19 protein-coding genes are annotated in these 21,530 nt (G+C 70.7%); 17 read left to right on the forward strand and 2 right to left on the reverse strand.

Going from position 1 to position 21,530, the window contains the following annotated elements; genetic code table 11:
• Nucleotides 1-4: 4 nt before the first annotated feature.
• Entirely contained in the window at nucleotides 5-1,141 is a 1,137-nt protein-coding gene (locus NCI01_RS05835; RefSeq protein ID WP_254180528.1) for a serine hydrolase domain-containing protein, read from the reverse strand.
• Here NCI01_RS05835 and pdxT point away from each other — a divergent pair.
• The 9 genes from pdxT (at nucleotide 1,140) to NCI01_RS05880 (ending at nucleotide 9,604) form a co-directional block, all read left to right on the forward strand.
• Complete coding sequence (gene pdxT / locus NCI01_RS05840; RefSeq protein ID WP_254180529.1) at nucleotides 1,140-1,781, forward strand: pyridoxal 5'-phosphate synthase glutaminase subunit PdxT; 642 nt, start codon at nucleotides 1,140-1,142, stop codon at nucleotides 1,779-1,781. The two genes, NCI01_RS05835 and pdxT, sit on opposite strands and share 2 nt — an antisense overlap.
• Nucleotides 1,782-1,817: 36 nt before the next feature.
• Nucleotides 1,818-2,603, forward strand: a complete 786-nt coding sequence (locus NCI01_RS05845) for a YebC/PmpR family DNA-binding transcriptional regulator (protein WP_254180530.1) — start codon at nucleotides 1,818-1,820, stop codon at nucleotides 2,601-2,603.
• Between the two features lie 245 nt (nucleotides 2,604-2,848).
• Complete coding sequence (locus NCI01_RS05850; protein ID WP_254180531.1) at nucleotides 2,849-3,847, forward strand: type IV toxin-antitoxin system AbiEi family antitoxin domain-containing protein; 999 nt, start codon at nucleotides 2,849-2,851, stop codon at nucleotides 3,845-3,847.
• Between the two features lie 267 nt (nucleotides 3,848-4,114).
• Nucleotides 4,115-4,684, forward strand: coding sequence for a crossover junction endodeoxyribonuclease RuvC (gene ruvC / locus NCI01_RS05855; RefSeq protein ID WP_254180532.1), 570 nt, complete (start codon nucleotides 4,115-4,117; stop codon nucleotides 4,682-4,684).
• Complete coding sequence (gene ruvA, locus NCI01_RS05860; RefSeq protein ID WP_254180533.1) at nucleotides 4,681-5,283, forward strand: Holliday junction branch migration protein RuvA; 603 nt, start codon at nucleotides 4,681-4,683, stop codon at nucleotides 5,281-5,283. Before ruvC ends, ruvA begins: the two co-directional genes overlap by 4 nt.
• A 7-nt stretch (nucleotides 5,284-5,290) precedes the next feature.
• Nucleotides 5,291-6,391, forward strand: coding sequence for a Holliday junction branch migration DNA helicase RuvB (ruvB, locus tag NCI01_RS05865; protein ID WP_254180534.1), 1,101 nt, complete (start codon nucleotides 5,291-5,293; stop codon nucleotides 6,389-6,391).
• A gap of 67 nt (nucleotides 6,392-6,458) precedes the next feature.
• Complete coding sequence (gene yajC, locus NCI01_RS05870; protein ID WP_254180535.1) at nucleotides 6,459-6,755, forward strand: preprotein translocase subunit YajC; 297 nt, start codon at nucleotides 6,459-6,461, stop codon at nucleotides 6,753-6,755.
• Nucleotides 6,748-7,296, forward strand: a complete 549-nt coding sequence (locus tag NCI01_RS05875) for an adenine phosphoribosyltransferase (RefSeq protein ID WP_254180536.1) — start codon at nucleotides 6,748-6,750, stop codon at nucleotides 7,294-7,296. Before yajC ends, NCI01_RS05875 begins: the two co-directional genes overlap by 8 nt.
• A 22-nt stretch (nucleotides 7,297-7,318) precedes the next feature.
• Nucleotides 7,319-9,604: a RelA/SpoT family protein gene (locus tag NCI01_RS05880; RefSeq protein ID WP_254180537.1), complete on the forward strand. Its 2,286-nt coding sequence runs from the start codon at nucleotides 7,319-7,321 to the stop codon at nucleotides 9,602-9,604.
• Nucleotides 9,605-9,638: 34 nt separating this feature from the next.
• Here NCI01_RS05880 and NCI01_RS05885 read toward each other — a convergent pair whose 3' ends face one another.
• Entirely contained in the window at nucleotides 9,639-10,901 is a 1,263-nt protein-coding gene (locus tag NCI01_RS05885) for a DUF349 domain-containing protein (RefSeq protein ID WP_254180538.1), read from the reverse strand.
• Nucleotides 10,902-11,001: 100 nt separating this feature from the next.
• Between NCI01_RS05885 and NCI01_RS05890 the strand changes: the two genes are divergently transcribed.
• The 8 genes from NCI01_RS05890 (at nucleotide 11,002) to NCI01_RS05925 (ending at nucleotide 21,529) form a co-directional block, all read left to right on the forward strand.
• The gene (locus NCI01_RS05890; protein WP_254180539.1) at nucleotides 11,002-11,721 is read left to right on the forward strand and encodes an MBL fold metallo-hydrolase; all 720 of its coding nucleotides are present in this window, start codon (nucleotides 11,002-11,004) and stop codon (nucleotides 11,719-11,721) included.
• Nucleotides 11,722-11,732: 11 nt separating this feature from the next.
• On the forward strand, nucleotides 11,733-13,115 hold the full coding sequence (hisS, locus tag NCI01_RS05895; protein ID WP_254180540.1) for a histidine--tRNA ligase: 1,383 nt from the start codon (nucleotides 11,733-11,735) through the stop codon (nucleotides 13,113-13,115).
• A complete protein-coding gene (aspS, locus tag NCI01_RS05900) occupies nucleotides 13,112-14,905 on the forward strand; it encodes an aspartate--tRNA ligase (protein ID WP_254180541.1) in 1,794 nt (597 codons plus the stop codon). Before hisS ends, aspS begins: the two co-directional genes overlap by 4 nt.
• A 169-nt stretch (nucleotides 14,906-15,074) precedes the next feature.
• Nucleotides 15,075-16,109, forward strand: a complete 1,035-nt coding sequence (locus NCI01_RS05905; RefSeq protein WP_254180542.1) for an ABC transporter permease — start codon at nucleotides 15,075-15,077, stop codon at nucleotides 16,107-16,109.
• Between the two features lie 67 nt (nucleotides 16,110-16,176).
• Nucleotides 16,177-17,955 carry an ABC transporter substrate-binding protein gene (locus tag NCI01_RS05910; RefSeq protein WP_254180543.1) on the forward strand — a complete coding sequence of 593 codons (1,779 nt, stop codon included), beginning with the start codon at nucleotides 16,177-16,179 and terminating at the stop codon, nucleotides 17,953-17,955.
• 135 nt (nucleotides 17,956-18,090) lie between these two features.
• On the forward strand, nucleotides 18,091-19,101 hold the full coding sequence (locus NCI01_RS05915) for an ABC transporter permease (RefSeq protein WP_254180544.1): 1,011 nt from the start codon (nucleotides 18,091-18,093) through the stop codon (nucleotides 19,099-19,101).
• Between the two features lie 2 nt (nucleotides 19,102-19,103).
• Nucleotides 19,104-20,204: an ABC transporter ATP-binding protein gene (locus NCI01_RS05920; RefSeq protein WP_254180777.1), complete on the forward strand. Its 1,101-nt coding sequence runs from the start codon at nucleotides 19,104-19,106 to the stop codon at nucleotides 20,202-20,204.
• Nucleotides 20,201-21,529 carry an ABC transporter ATP-binding protein gene (locus NCI01_RS05925; protein ID WP_254180545.1) on the forward strand — a complete coding sequence of 443 codons (1,329 nt, stop codon included), beginning with the start codon at nucleotides 20,201-20,203 and terminating at the stop codon, nucleotides 21,527-21,529. Before NCI01_RS05920 ends, NCI01_RS05925 begins: the two co-directional genes overlap by 4 nt.
• Nucleotide 21,530: the final 1 nt, after the last annotated feature.

A 21,530-nucleotide genomic window follows, 5' to 3' on the forward strand; every position in this document is an offset into this window, starting at 1 on the left:
CTGCTCAGCGTAGGGCGCGGGTCAGCACCCGGGCGGCGTCGGCGAAGCCGTAGGACTCCTCGCCCGGCTGCGCGGGCAGGCCGAGGCGGACCACCATCGTGCGCGTCGACGGGTCGACGAGCAGCACCTGGCCGCCGAAGCCGAGTGCGGCGTAGAGGTCCTCGGGCGCGAAGGGCGCGAGCTGGCCCGTGATGGGGGCGAGAGGCTGGCCCTGGGCGTCGACCGGGTCCGTCGCGCCGCGGAGCGGGCCGGGGCGGTTGAGCCACCAGAGGTAGCCGTAGGCCGCGTTGTGGACCGTGGAGGAGCGTCCGACGGCCGCCCGGACCCAGCTCGCGCCGAGCAGGCGCCTGCCGTCGACCTTTCCCCGGCCGAGGTGGAGCCGGCCGAGCCGGGCGATGTCGAGGCAGGTCGTGCGGAGGCCGTAGAAGACAGCGGCGTCACCCGCCCGGTCGGTGATGAAGCTCGTGCGGGTCATCCCCAGCGGCTCGAACAGCCGGGTCCGGGCGAACCGCTCCACCGGCATGCCCGTCGCCTCCTCCAGCACCGGCTCGAGGACCTGGATCGCTGCGTTGTTGTAGGCCCATGCGCTCCCGGGGGCGTACTGCTGGGGCAGCCCGACGGCGTACCTGGTCCGGCTCCTCGCCGTGAGCAGGTCGGCGTAGTCCGACTGCAGCGACCAGAAGCGACCGCTGTCGTTGGCGAGCAGGTTGCGCACCGTCACCGACGCCGACGGGGTGCCGCGCAGCTGCGGCACGTAGGTGGAGACCGGGTCGTCGAGGCGCAGGTCGCCGTCGCGCACCGCGATGCCCACCAGCGTGCTGGTGACCGACTTGGTGATCGAGAAGACCTCGCGCGGCTCGTCGCGCGGCAGCCTCCAGCTCCACTCCCCGGCCACCTTGCCGTTGCGCACGACCGCGAAGCAGGTCGAGCCGCGACGTCGGGCCTCGGCCGCGCCCCGCTCGATCGCCCGCGCGCGCAACCCGACGCTCGACGGCGACGTCAGCGGCCAGCCCTCCACGGTCCGGGCGGGCGGCCTGCTGCTGGTGCGGTCATCGCCGACGGGCGTGACGGTCGCCGCTGTGGCCCCGCTCGCGGCGAGCGAGACGCCCAGCAGGACGGCGACCAGACCGCGGAGCCTCATGTGCCCGAGCCTACGGCGGGGGTCGGCCCTAGGATCGGCGATCGTGAACCCGACCATCGGCGTGCTCGCGCTGCAGGGCGACGTGCGCGAGCACCTCGCGGTCCTGCGGTCCCTGGGCGCGGACCCGATCTCCGTACGCCGTCCCGCCGAGCTCGCCGCGTGCGACGGCCTCGTCGTCCCGGGCGGGGAGTCCACGACGATGGTCAAGCTGGCGCGGATCTTCGACCTGCTCGAGCCGCTGCGCGACGCCGTACGAGGTGGGCTGCCCGCGTTCGGGACCTGCGCGGGGATGATCCTGCTCGCCGACCGCATCGAGGACGGCGCCCCGGGGCAGGAGACCGTCGGCGGGCTGCACATCACCGTGCGCCGCAACGCCTTCGGCCGCCAGGTCGACTCCTTCGAGGAGGACCTCCACGTCGACGGCCTGGCCGACCCGGTCCGCGCGGTCTTCATCCGCGCGCCGTGGGTCGAGGCGGTCGACGACACGGTCGAGGTGCTGGCCCGGGTGGAGGACGGGCCCGCCGCGGGTAGGATCGTCGCGGTCCGTCAAGGCCCCCTGATGGCGACCTCGTTCCATCCTGAGGTCGGCGGCGACGGCCGGGTGCACGGCATGTTCGTGGACCTGGTGCGCTCGGCCTGACGACCGCACCGACGGAAGCGACGGATAGAGGGACTCATGTCAGGCCACTCCAAGTGGGCAACGACCAAGCACAAGAAGGCCGCGATCGACGCCAAGCGCGGCAAGCTCTTCGCCAAGCTGATCAAGAACATCGAGGTCGCCGCCAAGCAGGGCGGGGGAGACCCGGCCGGCAACCCGACCCTCTACGACGCCATCCAGAAGGCCAAGAAGAGCTCGGTCCCCAACAAGAACATCGACTCCGCGGTCAAGCGTGGCTCCGGTGCCGAGTCGGGCGGCGTCGACTACCAGGGCATCTCCTACGAGGTCTACGGCCCGCAGGGCGTCGCGATCCTCGTCGAGTGCCTCACCGACAACAAGAACCGCGCCGCGATGGAGGTCCGCACCGCGGTCACCCGCAACGGCGGCACCATGGCCGACCCCGGCTCGGTCTCGCGCCTGTTCACCCGCAAGGGGATCGTGGTCGTGCCCAAGACGCAGGACCACGACGGCACTGCCCGTGAGGTCACCGAGGACGACGTCCTCGAGGCGACCCTCGACGCCGGGGCCGAGGAGGTCAACGACCTCGATGAGGCGTTCGAGGTGCAGAGCGAGGCCACCGACGTCGTCGCGGTCCGCACCGCGCTCCAGGAGGCCGGCATCGACTACGACTCCGCCGACGTCGAGTTCGTCCCCAGCCTCGAGATCCCCGTCGACGCCGACGGCGCCGGCAAGGTGCTGCGCCTCGTCGACGCGCTCGAGGACCTCGACGACGTCCAGGACGTCTTCACCAATGTCGACATCCCCGCCGACGTGATGGCCGAGCTCGAGACCGCCGACGCCTGAGGCGAGCGCGCGCCGCGTGTCGTACGCCGTCGCACGCCCGCCCCGGCCCGCCCGTCCGCCCGCTGTAACGCCGGGTTAGTGCGCCTACCCACCCCCATGCACGGGGGCGGGTACAGCCCCTAACCCGGCGTTACAGCCGCCGGGCAGGCCCGCTAACCGTCCACAGACACCTCGGAACCGCCGTCGTCCACAGGCGGCACGGCCGTCGGCCCCGGAGCCTCGCGGCGGCGCGCACGGTGATCTGCATGTACCTGCCCGCGATTGCCCTGGTCGAGGCCCAGCACGGCCTCATCACCGCCCGTCAGCTGGGCTCAGCCGGTCTCGGGCCGAACGACGTGCACCGACTGGTGGCCGCCGGGCGACTCCTGCGGTTGCGCCGCGGGGTGTACGCGGACGGCGAGGCGTGGTCGGCCCTCGACCCCTTCCGAGGGCAGCCGGTGCTCCGCGTGCGCGCAGCGGCCCTGGCACTGCGGTGCGGGCCGTACGCGTTCAGCCACGACTCTGCGGCTGTGGTCCTGGACATGGGGGTGCCGGACCCACGTCAGGCGCTGGTGCACGTCAGTCGGCCCAAGGTCCACGGGGACGCTGTGCGAGCCGGAGTGAAGCACCACCTCGCCCCCTTCCGGCCCGAGGACGTCACGACGGTGGACGGCCTGGGGGTGCTGTCGCGTGCGCGGACCGCGCTTGACATGGCACGCGAGCACGGGCGGGCGTACGGCCTGGCGGCCTGTGACGCCGCCTTGCGGGCCGGCGCCCGCCGCGCCGACCTCGAGGACGCCCTGTCGAGGATGCCGTCCTGGCCCCACCACAGGTGCATGCGGTGGTGCATCGACCACGCCGAGGCCGGCGCGGAGAGCTACCTCGAGTCGTTGGCCCGCGACTTCGTCCTCGAGCTCGGCATCGGGCGTCCGTCGGTGCAGTTCGGCCTGAGCGACGGCCACACGACGGCGTTCGCCGACATCCGGGTCGGTCGGCACCTGTTCGAGGCCGACGGGCTCCTCAAGTACGACGCCGACAACCCGTCCGGCGTCGTGCCCGAGGTGGTGCTGGTGGACGAGAAGCGGCGCCAGGACTTCTTGCTCGGCTTCAAGCTGGGGATGTCGCGTCTGACCTACGTCGACCTGTTCTCCGGCCGTCGGTCGGCGCTTGCCCGCGCCGCCCGCGAGTACGCCGACACGTGCGCGCGCTTCGGCACCTCCATCGACGACCTGGCGCCCTACGTCGTCACGCGGCGCCTGCCCTGAGCCCGGCCGGGCGCGCCGCTCAGCCGGGCGCGCGGCCGGCTGGGCACGCCGCCGAGCTGTAACGCCGGGTTACGGCCACTACCCACCCCCGTGCACGGGGGTGGGTACAGCTCCTAACCCGGCGTTACAGCGGGCGGGGGCGAGGCGACCGACAGGCCGGGGCAAGTGGGCACGCTCTCGCGTGTCGTACGCCGTCGCACGCCGGCCGCGGGTTAGCGTGGCGGGCGAACACATGTTCGGACGGACCGGCGGTGGAAGGGGAGTGGCGTGCGCGTGCTCGGCATCGACCCCGGCCTGACCCGGTGCGGCGTCGGCGTGGTCGACGGGAGCGTCGGCCGCCCGCTGACCATGGTCGACGTGGGCGTCGTCCGCACCAGCTCCACCCTGGCGGTCGCCGAGCGGCTCGTGACCATCGAGAAGGGCCTCGACGCCTGGATCGAGGAGCACCGGCCCGACGCGGTCGCGGTGGAGCGGGTCTTCGCCCGCTCCGACTCCAGCACGATCATGGGCACCGCCCAGGCCAGCGGCATCGCGCTGGTGGTGGCCGCCCGGCGCGGGCTGCCGATCGCGATGCACACCCCGAGCGAGGTCAAGGCCGCGGTGTCCGGCAACGGCCGCGCCGACAAGGCGCAGGTGGGGGCGATGGTCGTGCGCATCCTGCGCCTGCCCGAGCTGCCCAAGCCCGCTGACGCCGCTGACGCGCTGGCGCTTGCGATCACCCACGTCTGGCGCGGCTCGGCGCACCACCGGCTCGAGGCCGCGGCGGTGCAGGCCCGCGCGCAGGCGCACGCCCGACCGCCGGCACAGCAGAAGAAGACCACGATGAGGACCCGATGATCGCCTTCGTCCGCGGCCAGGTCGCCGCCGTCACCCTGTCCAGCGCCGTCCTCGAGGTCGGCGGCGTCGGCCTCGAGCTGATGTGCACCCCCGGCACCCTCGCCACCCTCCGCGTCGGCACGGCGGCGACCCTGCCCACGAGCATGGTCGTGCGCGAGGACAGCCTGACGATCTTCGGCTTCCTCGACGAGGACGAGAAGCAGGTCTTCGAGATCGTGCAGACCGCGTCCGGCGTCGGGCCCAAGGTGGCCCAGGCGATCGTCGCGGTGATGAGCCCCGACGACGTACGCCGCGCCATCACGACCGAGGACGTCAAGGCCCTGACGCGGGTGCCGGGCATCGGCCAGAAGGGCGCGCAGCGCATCATCCTCGAGCTCAAGGACCGCATCGGCCCTCCGGTCGGCGTCCACCACCCCGCCGCCGCCTCGGCCCCGGCCACCGATGCCTGGCGCGACCAGGTCCACCAGGGCCTCGTCGGCCTCGGCTGGTCGGCGAAGGAGTCGGAGAAGGCGGTCGAGGCCGTCGCCCCCGAGGCCGGTGACACCCCCGACGTCGGCGCGCTGCTGCGCGCCGCCCTCCGCACGCTGAGCAGGGCCTGAGGCACCGATGAACTGGGACGACACCGACGAGGACGTCTACGACGAGGTCGAGCTGAGCGCGGCCGAGCTCGGTCACCTCCAGCGCCTGACCGACGCCGACGCCGACAGCGACGAGCGGGCGGTGGAGGCGGCGCTGCGGCCCAAGACCCTCGACGAGGTGGTCGGGCAGGCCCGCGTGCGCGACCAGCTGGGGCTGGTGCTCGAGGCGGCGCGCCGTCGTGGCCGGGCGCCCGACCACGTCCTGCTCTCCGGCCCGCCCGGGCTCGGCAAGACGACGCTCGCGATGATCATCGCCGCCGAGATGAGCACGCCACTGCGGCTCACGAGCGGTCCGGCGATCACCCATGCCGGCGACCTGGCCGCGATCCTGTCGGGCCTCAACGAGGGCGACGTCCTCTTCGTCGACGAGATCCACCGGATGTCGCGACCGGCCGAGGAGATGCTCTACATGGCGATGGAGGACTTCCGGGTCGACGTCGTCATCGGCAAGGGGCCGGGCGCCACGGCGATCCCGCTTGAGATCCCGCCGTTCACCCTCGTGGGCGCCACGACCCGGGCCGGGCTGCTGCCGGGCCCCCTGCGCGACCGGTTCGGCTTCACCGCCCACCTCGAGTTCTACGAGCCCCACGAGCTCGACCAGATCGTGCACCGCTCCGCCGGCCTGCTCGGCGTCCACCTCACCGCCGAGGGGTCCAGTGAGATCGCCTCGCGCTCGCGCGGCACCCCCCGCATCGCCAACCGCCTGCTCCGACGCGTACGCGACTACGCCCAGGTGCGCGCCGACGGCGTGCTGAGCCTGCCGGTGGCGCACGCGGCGCTCGACCTGTTCGAGGTCGACGAGTCCGGCCTCGACCGCCTCGACCGCGCCGTGCTCGACGTGCTGTGCCGCCGTTTCGGCGGGGGACCGGTGGGGGTGTCCACCCTCGCCGTCGCCGTCGGTGAGGAGCGCGAGACCGTCGAGGAGGTCGCCGAGCCGTTCCTGGTCCGCATGGGCATGCTCGCCCGTACGCCGCGGGGCCGCGTCGCGACGCCCGCGGCGTGGCACCACCTCGGCCTGACGCCCCCTCCCGTCCCCGCCGTCGACTCGACCCTGTTCGACGACGTGTGAGCGGCGGGTGCGACCCGCGTAGACTCCACGCGCCCCCGCACCCGACCTCTCGAGGAGAGCCCCGACCGTGAACGACCTCGTCGCCCTGCTGCCCCTGCTGGCCATCCTGGCCCTGTTCTGGTTCATGGTGGTCCGCCCCCAGCAGCGCCGGCAGAAGGAGGTCGTCCGCCTCCAGGAGAGCATCCAGGTCGGCCAGCGCGTGATGATGTCCTCCGGCATCTTCGGCACCGTGGTCTCGCTCACCGACGACCGCGCCCGCCTGGAGATCGCACCCGGGACGCAGATCGACATCGCGCGCGCCGCGATCGCCAAGGTCGACGAGCCGCTGCAGCAGCCGGGCCCCGACGCGCGCGACGATGCCTGATCGTCGTACGGCCCAGGAGGCGCTGCAGCGCCTGACGGTCGACGTGGCCGACTGGCCCGAGAAGGGGGTGACGTTCAAGGACATCACCCCGGTGCTCGCCGACCACAACGCGTTCTCGGCGATCATCACCGCGCTGGCGGCGGTCGGACGTGACGACCACGGCACGGTCGTCGTCGACAAGGTCGTCGGCATGGAGGCGCGCGGCTTCATCCTCGCCGCGCCGGTGGCGTTGGCGCTCGGCGTCGGCTTCGTGCCGGTGCGCAAGGCCGGCAAGCTCCCGCGCGAGGCGCACGCGGTGTCCTACTCCCTCGAGTACGGCGAGGCGACGCTCGAGGTGCACACCGACGCCATCACGCCGGGCGAGCGCGTCCTCATGGTCGACGACGTCCTGGCGACCGGCGGCACCGCCGTGGCGACCAGGCGGCTCATCGAGGCCTGCGGCGGCGTCGCGACCGGAGCGTCGGTGCTGATGGAGCTCTCGTTCCTCGGCCCCAGGGGGGTCACCGGCGACCTTCCCGTCGAGTCGCTGCTCACGATCTGAGAGCGCTCACTAGACTGGTCCAATGGCAGAGGACCCGGCACCCGCGCAGGACGCCAAGGCGCCTCTGACCGCGCGCGGCATGCGGGCCCGCCTCGCCCGCGTCGGCACCCGGCCGCCCTCGTCCAACCCGGTCCTCGAGCCCCTGTTTCGTGCCGTCCGGGCCAACCACCCCAAGGCCGACCTGGCGCTCCTCGAGCGCGCCTACGCGGTCGCCGACAAGTGGCACACCGGCCAGATGCGCAAGAGCGGCGACCCCTACATCACCCACCCGCTCGCGGTCACCACCATCCTCGCCGACATCGGCATGACCGAGCCGACGCTGGTCGCGGCGCTGCTCCACGACACGGTCGAGGACACGCCCTACACGCTCGAGGCCCTGCGCTCCGACTTCGGTGACGAGGTGGCGCTGCTCGTCGACGGCGTGACCAAGCTCGACAAGGTGCAGTACGGCGACTCGGCGCAGGCCGAGACCATCCGCAAGATGATCGTGGCGATGTCGCGCGACATCCGCGTGCTGGTCATCAAGCTCGCCGACCGGCTCCACAACATGCGCACGCTGCGCTACGTGCCGGCCGCCTCGCAGGAGCGCTCCAGCCGCGAGACCCTCGACATCTACGCGCCGCTGGCCCACCGCCTCGGCATGAACACCCTCAAGTGGGAGCTGGAGGACCTTGCCTTCGCGACGCTCCACCCCAAGATCTACGACGAGATCGTCCGGATGGTCGCCGAGCGGGCGCCGTCGCGCGACCAGTTCCTCGCCGAGGTCGTCGCCGAGATCGAGCAGGACCTCAGGACCGCGCGCATCAACGCGAAGGTGACCGGCCGACCCAAGCACTACTACTCGATCTACCAGAAGATGATCGTCGGCGGCCGCGACTTCTCCGACATCTACGACCTGGTCGGCATCCGCATCCTCGTCGACGAGGACCGCGACTGCTACAGCGCGCTCGGCGTGATCCACTCGCGCTGGAACCCGGTGCTGGGGCGGTTCAAGGACTACGTCGCCATGCCGAAGTTCAACATGTACCAGTCGCTCCACACGACGGTCATCGGCCCGGCGGGCAAGCCGGTCGAGGTGCAGATCCGCACCTTCGCCCAGCACCGTCGCGCCGAGTACGGCGTCGCGGCGCACTGGAAGTACAAGGAGAACTCCAAGGCCGGGGTCGACACCGACCGCCTCGGCGACAAGGACGACCTGACCTGGCTGCGCCAGCTCCTCGACTGGCAGAGCGAGGTCGAGGACCCGGGCGAGTTCCTGGAGTCGCTGCGCTTCGAGATGAACCAGCAGCAGGTCTACGTCTTCACCCCGCGCGGCGACGTGATCCCTCTGCCGAGCGGTGCGACCCCGGTCGACTTCGCCTACGCCGTGCACACGGAGGTCGGCCACCACACGATCGGCTCCCGGGTCAACGGCCGCTTGGTCCCGCTCGAGTCCACCCTCGACAACGGCGACGTCGTCGAGGTCTTCACCTCCAAGTCGCCCACGTCGGGCCCCTCGCGCGACTGGCTCAACTTCGTCCAGTCCCCGCGCGCCCGCTCCAAGATCCGCCAGTGGTTCACCAAGGAGCGCCGCGACGAGGCGATCGAGCGCGGCAAGGACCAGATCGCCAAGCTCATGCGCAAGGAGGGGCTGCCCCTCAATCGGTTGATGACCCACGACGTGCTGGCGCTGGTCGCGGAGCACTTCCACCACGCGGACGTCTCGGCCCTCTACGCCGCGGTCGGCGAGGGCAACCTCAGCGCGCAGGCCGTCGTACGCCGCGTCATCGACCTGCACGGTGGCGACGACGGGGCCCAGGAGGACCTCGCCGAGGGGGTGACCATCACCGGTCGCTCACGCGCCGCCAAGCGCGGACCGACCGACTCCGGCGTCATCGTCAAGGGCGTCGACGACCTCTGGGTCAAGCTCGCGAAGTGCTGCACCCCGGTGCCGCCCGACCCGATCCTCGGCTTCGTCACCAAGGGCGGGGGAGTGTCGGTGCACCGCAAGGACTGCACCAACGCCTCCAGCCTGCTCGGCCAGCCCGAGCGCGTGCTCGAGGTGGAGTGGGCCCCGACGTCGCAGTCGACCTTCCTGGTCAACATCCAGGTCGAGGCGCTCGACCGCGCCCGGCTGCTGTCCGACATCACGATGGCGCTCTCCGACGCCCACGTGAACATCCTCAGCGCGACCCTCTCCACCACCCGCGACCGGGTGGCGAAGAGCCGGTTCTCCTTCGAGATGGCCGACGCGGCCCACCTCGACGGCGTCCTGAGGGCCGTACGCGCCGTGCCGGGCGTGTTCGACGCCTACCGCGTCACCGCCTGACGTCGCGGGGCCGCCCGGCCCGTCAGCCTCGGCCTCAGCCGAAGTCGGCGGCGGCCCGGCGGGCCATGTCGAGGAACGCCTGCTTGTTGGCGAGCTCGGACTCGAGGTCCTTGACCCGCCGGCCGTCACCGGCCGCGCTCGCCTTGTCGAGCTTGACCTGCGTGTCGGCGATGCCGGCCTCGAGCTTGCCGATCATGTCGTCGGCGCGGGCGGACTTCTCCGGGTCGCTCCTGCTCCACTGCTCGTCCTCGACCGCGCGGATGGCCTGCTCGACCTTCCGCATCCGGCCCTCGAGCTCCTTCATCCGGTCGCGAGGCACCTTGCCGGCGGCGTCCCAGCGGTCGGCGAGGTCGCGGAAGGTCTTCTTGGCGGTCTCGAGGTCCGTCACGGGCACCAGTCCCTCGGCCTCGACGAGGATCGCCTCCTTGACCTCGGCGTTGGCGGCGAACTCCTGGTCGAGCGCGGCGTTGGCGGCGTCGCGGGCCCCGAAGAAGGTGTCCTGCGCGCCACGGAAGCGCTGCCAGAGCTGGTCGTCGACCTCGCGCGGCGCGGGACCGGCGGCCTTCCACTCGCGCATCAGGTCGCGGTACCGGCCGGCGGTCGGGCCCCACTCGGTCGAGGTCGCGAGCGCCTCGGCCTCCTTGGCGAGGCGCTCCTTGACGACGCGCGCGGAGTCACGACGCTCGTGCTCCTCGGCGAAGTGCGCCTTGCGGTGCCGGGTGTAGGTCGTGCGGGCGGTGGAGAAGCGGCGCCACAGGGCGTCGTCGGTGGCGCGGTCGAGCCGGGGCAGCTCCTTCCACGTGGCCAGCAGCTCGCGGAGCCGGTTGGCCCCGTTGCGCCAGTCGGTGCCCTCGGCGAGCCGCTCGGCCTCGGCGACGAGCTTCTCCTTCGCCGCCTTGGACTCGGCGGTCTTCTGCGCCCGCTCCTCCTTGCGCGCCGAGCGCTGGACGGCGATGACCGGAGCCAGCGCGTCGAGGCGCGCGGCCAGGGAGACGAGGTCGCCCACCGCGTGCGCGTCGACGACCTGCTCGCGCAGCGCCTTCACCGACGAGGTCGCCTCCTCGGGAGCCAGCCGGCCCGACGCGACGCGCTGCTCGAGCAGGTGGACCTTGCCCTCCAGCTCCTCGAAGCGCTTGGTGAAGAACTCCAGCGCCTCCTCGGGCGTGCCGGCCTCGTAGGACCCCACGGGACGCTCGCCATCGGCGGTGCGGACATAGACGGTGCCGTCCTCGGCCACCCGACCCCAGGGCGTCTGCTCCGGGGCCGAGTCGTCTCGGGACTGCTTGTCGGCGCTCATGGTCGCCCATCGTAGTCATGGCCCGGAGCACCCTCGGTAGGCTTCCCACCTGAGCCCGACCGCTACGGGTGACCGCAACGACAAGCAAGGACTGACGCCCGTGTTCATCGCCGGCTTCCCCGCCGGACCCTGGGGGACCAACTGCTACGTCGTGGCGACGGGTCCCGGGTCGGAGTGCGTGGTCATCGATCCCGGCAAGGACGCCGCGGCCGGTGTCGACCAGGTCGTCCGGGAGCACCGGCTCAAGCCGGTCAGCGTCCTGGTCACCCACGGCCACGTGGACCACATGTGGTGCGTCGCGCCCGTCGCGGGCACCTACGACGCCACGGCGTGGATCCACCCGTCCGACCGGCACCTGCTGTCCGACCCGATGGCCGGGATGAGCCGGGAGACGACCCAGATGCTGCTCGGCGGCGACTACTCGTGGGCCGAGCCCGACGACGTACGCGAGCTGTCCGACCTCGCCGAGCTCGAGCTGGCCGGCCTGAGGTTCGTCGTCGACCACACCCCCGGCCACACCGAGGGCTCGGTCACCTTCCGCACGCCCTACGCCGAGCAGGACGTCTCCGAGCTCATGTTCTCCGGCGACCTGCTCTTCGCCGGTTCGATCGGGCGCACCGACCTGCCGGGCGGCGACCATGCCACGATGCTGCGCAGCCTGACCCACAAGGTGCTGACGCTGCCCGACGACATCGTGGTGCTGCCCGGGCACGGTGAGCAGACGTCCATCGGCCGCGAGCGCGCCACCAACCCCTTCCTGCTCGACCTCCAGCGCGAGGGCGACCAGGGACCTGATCGCCGGGTCACGCGAGGACTCTGAAAGAAGACGTGATGAGCAAGATCAGCCCGCTGAGCGGGTTTCCCGAGCTGCTGCCCGCCCAGCGAGCCGTCGAGCGCGAGGTGATCGCCTCGGTCTCGCGCACGTTCGAGCTGCACGGCTTCGCCAACATCGAGACGCGTGTCGTCGAGCCCATCGACCGGCTCGCCAAGGGCGGCGAGGTGGACAAGGAGATCTACGTCCTCCAGCGCATCGCCGCCCAGCCCGACGCCCGGGCCGAGCTCGGCCTCCACTTCGACCTGACGGTGCCCTTCGCGCGCTACGTCCTCGAGCACGCCGGCCACCTCGAGTTCCCGTTCCGGCGCTTCCAGGTGCAGCCCGCCTGGCGCGGCGAGCGTCCGCAGGAGGGGCGCTACCGGCAGTTCACCCAGGCCGACGTCGACATCGTGGGCCGTGACGAGCTGCCCTTCCACCACGACGTCGAGGTGATGGCCGTGATGGTCGACGCGCTCGGCCGGCTGCCGATCCCGCGCGTCTCGTTCCAGTTCAACAACCGCAAGCTGATCCAGGGCTTCTACCGCGGCCTCGGCATCGACGACGTCACCGACGCCATCCGGGTGATCGACAAGCTCGACAAGCTCCCGGCCGACGAGGTCGCCACGATGCTCGTCGAGCGCGTCGGCACCACGCCCGAGCAGGCGCAGCGCTGCCTCGAGCTCGCCACGATCCGCGTCGACGACACGTCGTTCGTCGAACAGGTCCGTGCCCTCGGGGTCACCGACGAGCTGCTCGACCAGGGGCTCGAGGAGCTGGCGGCCGTCGTCGAGGGCTGCCGCGCCGTCGCCGGCGAGCGCGTCGGCGTCGAGGCCAACCTGCGCATCGCCCGTGGCCTCGACTACTACACCGGCACGGTCGTCGAGATCTTCATGGAGGGCTACGAGCGGCTCAAGTCCGTCGGCGGGGGAGGGCGCTACGACGCGCTCGCCAGCGACGGACGTACGACCTATCCCGGGGTCGGCGTGTCCTTCGGGGTCTCCCGCACCCTCATCCCGCTCCTCACCGACGGCGTCCTGTCCGGCAGCCGGCCGGTGCCGAGCGTTGTCCTCGTCGCCCTCAACCACGAGGACGACCGCGCCGCCAGCACCCGCGTCGCCGCCGCCCTGCGGGCCCGCGACGTCGCGTGCGAGGTGGCCCCCTCGCCTGCCAAGTTCGGCAAGCAGATCCGCTTCGCCGAGCGCCGCGGCATCCCCTACGTCTGGTTCGTCCAGGCCGACGCCGACACGGGCGAGGTCCGTCACCAGGTCAAGGACATCCGCAGCGGCGACCAGGTCGACGCGGACCCGGGCACGTGGACCCCGCCCGAGGACGACCTGCGCCCCACGATCATCAGCACCGCAACCAGCCACACCCCCCGTCAGCAAGAGGAGAACCAGTGATCCGCACCCATGACGCCGGCGCCCTGCGCGCCGAGCACGTCGGCCAGACCGTCACCCTCGCCGGATGGGTGGCGCGGCGACGCGATCACGGCGGGGTCGCGTTCCTGGACCTCCGCGAGCGCAGCGGCGTGGTGCAGGTCGTGGTGCGCGACGAGGCCGTCGCCCACAGCCTCCGCAGCGAGTTCTGCCTGAAGGTCGTCGGCGAGGTCGTCGCGCGCAAGGAGGGCAACGAGAACCCCAACCTCGCCACCGGCGAGATCGAGGTCGTCGCCACCGAGGTCGAGGTGCTCTCCACCTCCGACCCGCTCCCGTTCCCCATCGACGACGCGTCCGGCCACAAGGGCGGCGAGGTCGGCGAGGAGGCGCGCCTCAAGCACCGTTACCTCGACCTCCGCCGCTCCGGCCCGAACGCCGCCCTGCGCCTGCGCAGCAAGATCAACAAGGCGGCCCGCGACGTCCTCGACGCCCGTGACTTCGTGGAGGTCGAGACCCCCACCCTCACCCGCTCCACCCCCGAGGGAGCCCGTGACTTCCTGGTGCCCGCGCGGCTCGCGCCCGGCAGCTGGTACGCCCTGCCGCAGAGCCCCCAGCTGTTCAAGCAGCTGCTGATGGTCGGCGGCATGGAGCGCTACTACCAGATCGCCCGCTGCTACCGCGACGAGGACTTCCGCGCCGACCGGCAGCCGGAGTTCACCCAGCTCGACATCGAGATGAGCTTCGTGGACCAGGAGGACGTCATCACCCTCATGGAGGACGTCCTGGAGGCCATGTGGGCCCAGGCCGGCCACACCATTCAGCGCCCGCTGCCGCGGATGACCTATGCCGAGGCGATGGCGAAGTACGGCTCCGACAAGCCCGACCTGCGGATGGGACTCGAGCTCGTCGAGTGCACCGACTACTTCAAGGACACCACGTTCCGCGTGTTCCAGGCCGACTACGTCGGTGCGGTCGTGATGCCAGGCGGCGGCAGCCAGCCGCGGCGCCAGTTCGACGCGTGGCAGGACTGGGCCAAGCAGCGCGGTGCCAAGGGCCTGGCCTACGTCACCATCGCCGAGGACGGCGAGCTCGGCGGACCGGTCGCGAAGAACCTCACCGACGCCGAGCGCGAGGGCCTGGCGGCCCACGTCGGCGCAGCCCCCGGCGACTGCATCTTCTTCGCCGCAGGCCCGGTGAAGAGCAGTCGAGCGCTCCTGGGCGCCGCCCGCCTCGAGATCGGTCGACGCGGCGGGATGCTCGACGACTCGACCTTCGCGTTCACCTGGGTCGTCGACGCCCCGCTGTTCGAGCCGAGCTCCGAGGCGGTCGCCAGCGGCGACGTCGCCGTGGGCGCCGGAGCCTGGACGGCGGTGCACCACGCCTTCACGAGCCCCAAGCCGGAGTACGTCGACACCTTCGACACCGACCCGGGCAGCGCGCTCGCCTACGCCTACGACATCGTCTGCAACGGCAACGAGCTCGGCGGCGGGTCGATCCGTATCCACCGCGGCGACATGCAGAAGCGCGTGTTCGCGGTGATGGGCCTGTCCGAGGACGAGGCGCAGGAGAAGTTCGGCTTCCTGCTCGACGCCTTCAAGTTCGGCGCGCCCCCGCACGGCGGCATCGCGGTCGGCATGGACCGCATCGTGGCGCTCCTGGCGGGCACGGACTCGATCCGCGACGTCATCGCCTTCCCCAAGTCCGGAGGCGGCTACGACCCACTCACGGCCGCGCCCGCGCCCATCACCGCGGAGCAGCGCAAGGAGGCCGGCGTCGACGCGGTGCCTGTGAAGGACGTCCCGCCCGGGGCGTGATCGCCCGCAGGTTTGCCCGGCACACCGGCGACTGTGAGGACAACGCGTCGTAACGGGATCGTTACCCGTCGGTGATCGTCCACGCGTCGCAGGTCACATAGAGTCCCGTTCGGCGCGGTCCCCGGAGGGACCGCAGCACGCCACCTGAACCAAACCCGATGGGGAGAGAATGTCGGCACCAGCGACAGGGCCTGAGACCCTGGGCTCGCTCAGCGACGGACCGGAAGTCACCGACCCGAACAGCAAGCAGGGCAAGGAGATCGCCGGCAAGTCGCCGATGCAGATCGCGTTCGGTCGGCTGCGGAAGGACAAGATCGCCATCGCATGCGCGATCGTCGTGTTCTTCTTCATCCTGGTCGCGATCTTCGCCGACCTGATCGCCAAGGCGTTCGGCGTCGACCTCGAGACGGTCACCGCGTGCGAGGTCCTCGAGTGCAACTTCGCCGAGCCCGGCGTCGGCTACCCCAAGACCGGTCCGCCGTTCTACCCCTTCGACCCGGAGCACCCGTTCGGCCTGGCGCCGCGCACCGGTGCCGACAACCTGGCCCACTGGATCTACGGCTGCCGCACCTCCCTGCTGATCGCGGGAGCGGCGACGCTGTTCGCCTCCGTCGTCGGCATCGTGGTCGGCCTGGTGGCCGGCTTCGCCGGTGGCGTCGTCGACAAGGTGCTGTCGTTCATCACCGACTTCTTCCTCACGATCCCCTTCCTGCTCGCGGCGCTGACCATCGCCCCGATCATCATCGACCGCTTCGGCACCAGCGACAGCTACGAGACGGTGCAGATCGCCTCGCTGATCGGCATCCTGTCGATGTTCGGCTGGATGACGGTGGCCCGCCTGATCCGCGGTGAGGTGCTCTCGCTGCGCGAGCGCGAGTTCATCCACGCGGCCCGGGTGCTGGGCATGCCCACCCGCCGCATCCTGTTCCGCGAGCTGCTGCCCAACCTCACCGCACCGATCGTCATCAGCATCTCGCTGATGCTGCCGGCCTTCGTGGCGGCCGAGGCCGGCCTGGCCTTCCTCGGCATCGGCGTGACCGGCAGCGCGTCGTGGGGCCAGACCATCGCCAACGCGGTGCCCTACTGGAGCAACTACCCGCTCTACCTCTGGGAGCCGCTGATCGGCGTGGTGGCCCTCGTGCTCGCGCTCAACCTCCTCGGCGACGCGGTTCGCGACGCGTTCGACCCGAAGACCCGCCGCTGAGGCGGTCGATCCCCCAAGACGTCACCCGGGCGCTTCCGGTGTGCGAACAACAACGAAAGGCTGGACAATGAGACGGACCAAGGCGGCGGCAGCACTCGCCACCAGCGCCGCGCTCGTGACCCTCGCCGCCTGTGGTGGCGGCGGCGGGAACGACGACGAGGGCGGCAGCGGAAGCGGCAGCGACGGTTTCCAGGACGCTGCGGAGACCATTGCCAAGGACGCGGAGCGCCAGGGCCCCGCGCCCGAGGTCGACGGCGCCGCGGCCGGCGGGACCATCACGGTCTACCTGCCGGACGACCCGGGCCCCGAGGACCTCGACCCGACCAACGGCTGGTCGGTCACGGGCAACTCCATCCAGCAGGCGCTCACGCACCGGTCGCTGACCCAGTACGCCCGCGACAACGAGTCCGGCGAGATGGTCCTGGTCCCCGACCTGGCCACCGACCTGGGCCAGCCCAACGACGACTTCACGGAGTGGACCTTCACCATCCGTGAGGACGCGACGTGGGAGGACGGCAAGCCGATCACCGCGGAGGAGGTCGCCTGGGGCATCGAGCGTTCGCTCGACTCCGAGGCCTTCCCGTCCGGCCCCGGCACCGAGTACTCGAAGACCTACTTCCTCGACGCCGACTCCTACAACGGCCCCTACACCGACAAGGGCAAGGACTACGAAGGCATCACCTTCGACGAGGCCGCCCGCACGGTGACGATCAAGATGAACCAGCCGTTCCCGGACATGGACTACTGGGGCGCCTTCATGGCGATGGGCCCGGCCCCGCTCGGCAAGGTCTCCGACCCGCCGGAGTACGGTCGCAGCCCGCTGTCGACCGGCCCCTACAAGGTCGAGTCGTTCCGCCCGAGCGAGGAGCTCGTGCTCGTCAAGAACGACGCCTGGGTGGCTGACTCCGACCCGGCCCGTCACCAGTACGCGGACAAGTGGATCTTCAAGTTCGCTGCCGACCCGACCCAGACCGACGAGCTGATGCTCAGCGGCAACACCGAGTCGCAGACGGCCCTCTCGGCCAGCATCACCGCCGAGAACTACGCCAAGTTCAACCAGGAGCTCGGCGAGCGCCTCGTGCAGCAGTCGGCCCAGTGCACCAGCTTCTGGGCGCCGGACTACGAGAAGACCACGCCTGAGATCCGCAAGGCCCTGGCCTACGCCTACCCCTACGAGAGCGTGTGGCAGGCCTCGGGCGAGGTGCCCGGCGTGACCCGCGTCCCGGCCAACTCGATCATGCCCCCCGGCATGGCCGGCAAGTCCGACTACCAGGTCGACGGCGAGCAGATCACCTACCAGCCCGAGAAGGCGAAGGAGATCCTGGCCGAGGCCGGCGAGGAGGGCTACGAGATCCAGATGGCCTACAACACCGGTTCGCCGACCACCGAGGCTGCCCAGAAGCAGATCGAGAAGGGTCTCACCGACGCCGGCTTCACGGTCAAGTCCTACCCCGTGCCGATCGAGACCTCGCTCTACACGATCTGGACCGACCCGGACAACAAGATCAACAAGAAGCTCAACCTGCGTGGCGTCAACTGGTGCTCCGACTGGCCGTCCGGCTCCACGATGATCCCGGCACTTCTCCGCACGGGCGCCACCTACAACACGGCGTTCTTCTCGGAGCAGGCCATCGACGACAAGATGAACGAGATCGGCACGCTGCCGCTCGAGGAGCAGCCCGACGCCTGGGGTGCTCTCGACGAGGAGATCGCGACCGAGTACTACCCGATCATCCCGACCGCGTTCCGCAACGACCTGTTCGCCTTCGGCGAGAAGATCGGGAACCCGACCGGTGACGGTGCGCTCGGTGCGCCGAACTACAAGGATCTCTACGTCGCACAGTGATCCTGAGGTCGGCTGACTGACTGGAGGCCGACCCTGCTCCACCTCGGTGTGGGGGTCCCGTGACCCGGGGCCCCCACACCACCGTGTGTCCGGCGATGCCGGCAGCTGCTCAACAACCCCCGGAGGGAAATCCTCGTGTTCGCCTACGTCGTCAAGCGCCTGCTCTCGGGCGTGGTCGTCCTCTTCCTCATCTCGATGAGCGTGTTCCTGCTCTTCTGGTACGGCCCGTCCGAGCCCGCCCAGACGATCTGCGACCGGGACACCAGCAACCGCTGCACGCCTGCGCGGCTCGAGGTGTTCCGCGAGAACCTCGGCTTCAACAACGAGTGGTACGAGGAGTACGGCACGTTCGTGAAGGGTGTCGTGGCCGGACGCGAGATCCAGTTCGGCAGCACCACCAAGTTCCAGTGCGACGCCCCGTGCCTGGGCTACTCCTACCGGACCAAGGCTCCGGTGTTCGAGGAGATGAAGACCCGGATGCCCGCCACCTTCTCGGTGGCGATCGGTGGCGCGTTCCTCTACCTCGCGATCGGCATCCCGATCGGCGTGGCCGCCGCCCGAAGACGGGGGACGCTGACCGACAAGGCGCTCGTCTCGAGCTTCCTGGTCATCTCCTCCATCCCCTACTACCTCTTCGCCCTGCTGACCTGGCTGTTCCTCACCATCACCTGGGAGATACCGTTCTTCGCCGACACCGGCTACTTCCCGATCACGGACAACCCGGCCAAGTGGTTCAGCGGGATGCTGCTCGCCTGGCTGGCGCTGGGCGCCTTCGGGTGCACCCAATACACCCGCTATGCGCGCGGGTCCATGGTGGAGGTGCTCAACGAGGACTACATCCGTACGGCGAAGTCCAAGGGCCTGACGTCCAACTCGGTCGTCTACAAGCACGGGCTGCGCGCCGCGCTCGTTCCGGTGATCACGATCTTCGGCATCGAGTTCGGCACGCTGCTCGCGGGTACGATCTTCACCGAGACCATCTTCGACATCGAGGGGATCGGATTGTGGGCCCTGGAGGCCGTGGTGCAGCGGGACCTGCCCGTGGTCTCGGCCACGGCCCTGTTCGGTGCAGCGGTGCTGATCATCGCCAACATCCTCGTCGACGTCGTCTACAGCATCCTTGACCCCCGAGTGAGGCTCTCGTGACCATCACGTCACCCTCGTCCCCGTCGTCCACCACGTCCGCCGGCGACGTCGAGGGCCCGTTCCTCCAGGTGGAGGACCTCACGGTGACCTTTCCGACGCAGGACGGACCCGTGCAGGCCGTCAAGGGCCTGAGCTACTCGGTCGAGCTCGGCAAGACGCTCGGCATCGTGGGCGAGTCCGGCTCCGGCAAGTCCGTGTCCAGCATGGCTGTCATGGGGCTGCACGACGCCAGGTCGAGCGAGATCACCGGCTCCATCCGCGTCGGCGGCACCGAGATCGTCGGCCTCGCCGAGAGCCGCATGCGCAAGCTGCGCGGCAACTCGATGGCCATGATCTTCCAGGACGCCCTGGCCGCGCTGCACCCGTTCTACCGGGTCGGCGACCAGCTCGCCGAGGGCTACGGGATTCATCACCCCAAGGCATCCAAGCGTGACGCACGCCGCCGGGCGATCGAGATGCTCGACCGCGTCGGCATCCCGCAGCCCGACCGTCGCGTCGACGACTTCCCCCACCAGTTCTCCGGTGGCATGCGCCAGCGAGCGATGATCGCGATGGGCCTGATCAACGACCCGTCGCTGCTGATCGCCGACGAGCCCACCACGGCGCTCGACGTCACGGTGCAGGCGCAGATCCTCGACCTGCTGCAGGACCTGCAGCGCGAGTTCAACTCGGCGGTCATCATCATCACCCACGACCTCGGCGTCATCGCCGAGATGGCCGACGACGTCCTGGTGATGTACGCCGGTCGTTGCGTGGAGTTCGGGACCACCAAGGAGATCCTCACCAAGCCCGAGATGCCCTACTCGTGGGGCCTTCTCTCGAGCATCCCCGAGGTCGGTGCGTCCACCGACGCGCGCCTCATCCCGATCCCCGGCAACCCGCCGAGCCTGCTGAAGCCGCCGTCGGGCTGCTCCTTCCACCCGCGGTGCGCTCACCGGGACAAGGTGCCCGGCGACCTGTGCGTCACGCAGCTGCCCGAGCTGACCTCGGCCAGCAACCGTGCCGGTCACCTCAAGCGCTGCCACCTGCCCAACCCCCAGGAGATCTACCAGACGGAAGTGCTGCCTGAGATCGCCCCCGACCTCGCCGAGGAGACCCGATGAGCCAGGACCCCAACGCGAAGGTGGCCGTCGACGCCAGCGAGATCGGCGCCAACGCGGCGGAGACGGGCGAGCGCGACCTGTCGCACCACACCGACGTCGTGGACGACCACGAGGCCCTCGAGGAGGCGCCCGACTTCCACGTCCTCGCCGAGCAGGGGCACGTCGCCACCGCGCTGGACCCCGACGCCGAGCCCATCATCAGCGTCGACAACCTCAAGATGTACTTCCCGGTGAAGTCCTCCGGCCTGATCCGGCGGACCGTGGGCCACGTGCAGGCCGTCGACGGGATCTCGTTCCAGGTGCCGCGCGGCGGTTCGCTCGGCCTGGTCGGCGAGTCGGGCTGCGGCAAGTCCACGACCGGCCGGCTGATCACGCGCCTCTACACGCCGACCGGCGGCTCGATGATGTTCGAGGGCCAGGACCTCGCCAAGCTGTCCAACAGCCAGATGAGGCCGCTGCGCCGCGACGTGCAGATGATCTTCCAGGACCCCTACACCTCGCTCAACCCGCGCCACACCGTCGGCTCGATCGTGGGGGCGCCGCTCGCGGTGCACAACATCGTCCCCAAGAACAAGATCCTGCCCAGGGTGCAGGAGCTGCTCGAGGTGGTCGGCCTCAACCCCGAGCACTACAACCGCTACCCCAACGAGTTCTCCGGCGGCCAGCGTCAGCGCATCGGCATCGCCCGGGCGCTCACCCTCAACCCCAAGCTGCTCGTGGCCGACGAGCCGGTCTCCGCGCTCGACGTGTCGATCCAGGCCCAGGTGGTCAACCTTCTGCAGGACCTGCAGAAGGAGTTCAACATCGCCTTCCTCTTCATCGCCCACGACCTTGCGGTGGTGCGTCACTTCTGCCCCGAGGTGGCGGTGATGTACCTCGGCAAGATCGTCGAGATCGGCGACCGCGAGACCATCTACGGCCAGGCCCACCACCCCTACACGCAGGCGCTGCTCTCCGCGGTGCCCGACGTCAAGCAGGCCGCCATCGGCGGTCGGCGGGAGCGCATCCGGCTCGAGGGCGACGTACCGAGCCCGATCAACCCGCCGTCGGGCTGCCGGTTCCGCACCCGGTGCCAGTTCGCGCAGGAGATCTGCGCCAAGGTCGAGCCGCCGCTGCTGCAGATCGGCGAGCGTCACAAGGTGGCCTGCCACTTCGCCGGCGAGCTGGGTGCCCACCCCGCGACCCCGGTCACCACCGACCTGCTCGCCGTCGACGACCAGGGCAGCCCGGTCCCCGGCGCCACCCCGACCAACAAGCAGCTGACCATCCCGGGCTACGAGAAGACCTGGTACGACCTGAAGTCCAAGCAGACGACGGGGGCCTGAG

Source organism: Nocardioides pinisoli (genome assembly GCF_024199985.1).
GTDB classification, from domain to species: domain Bacteria; phylum Actinomycetota; class Actinomycetes; order Propionibacteriales; family Nocardioidaceae; genus Nocardioides; species Nocardioides pinisoli.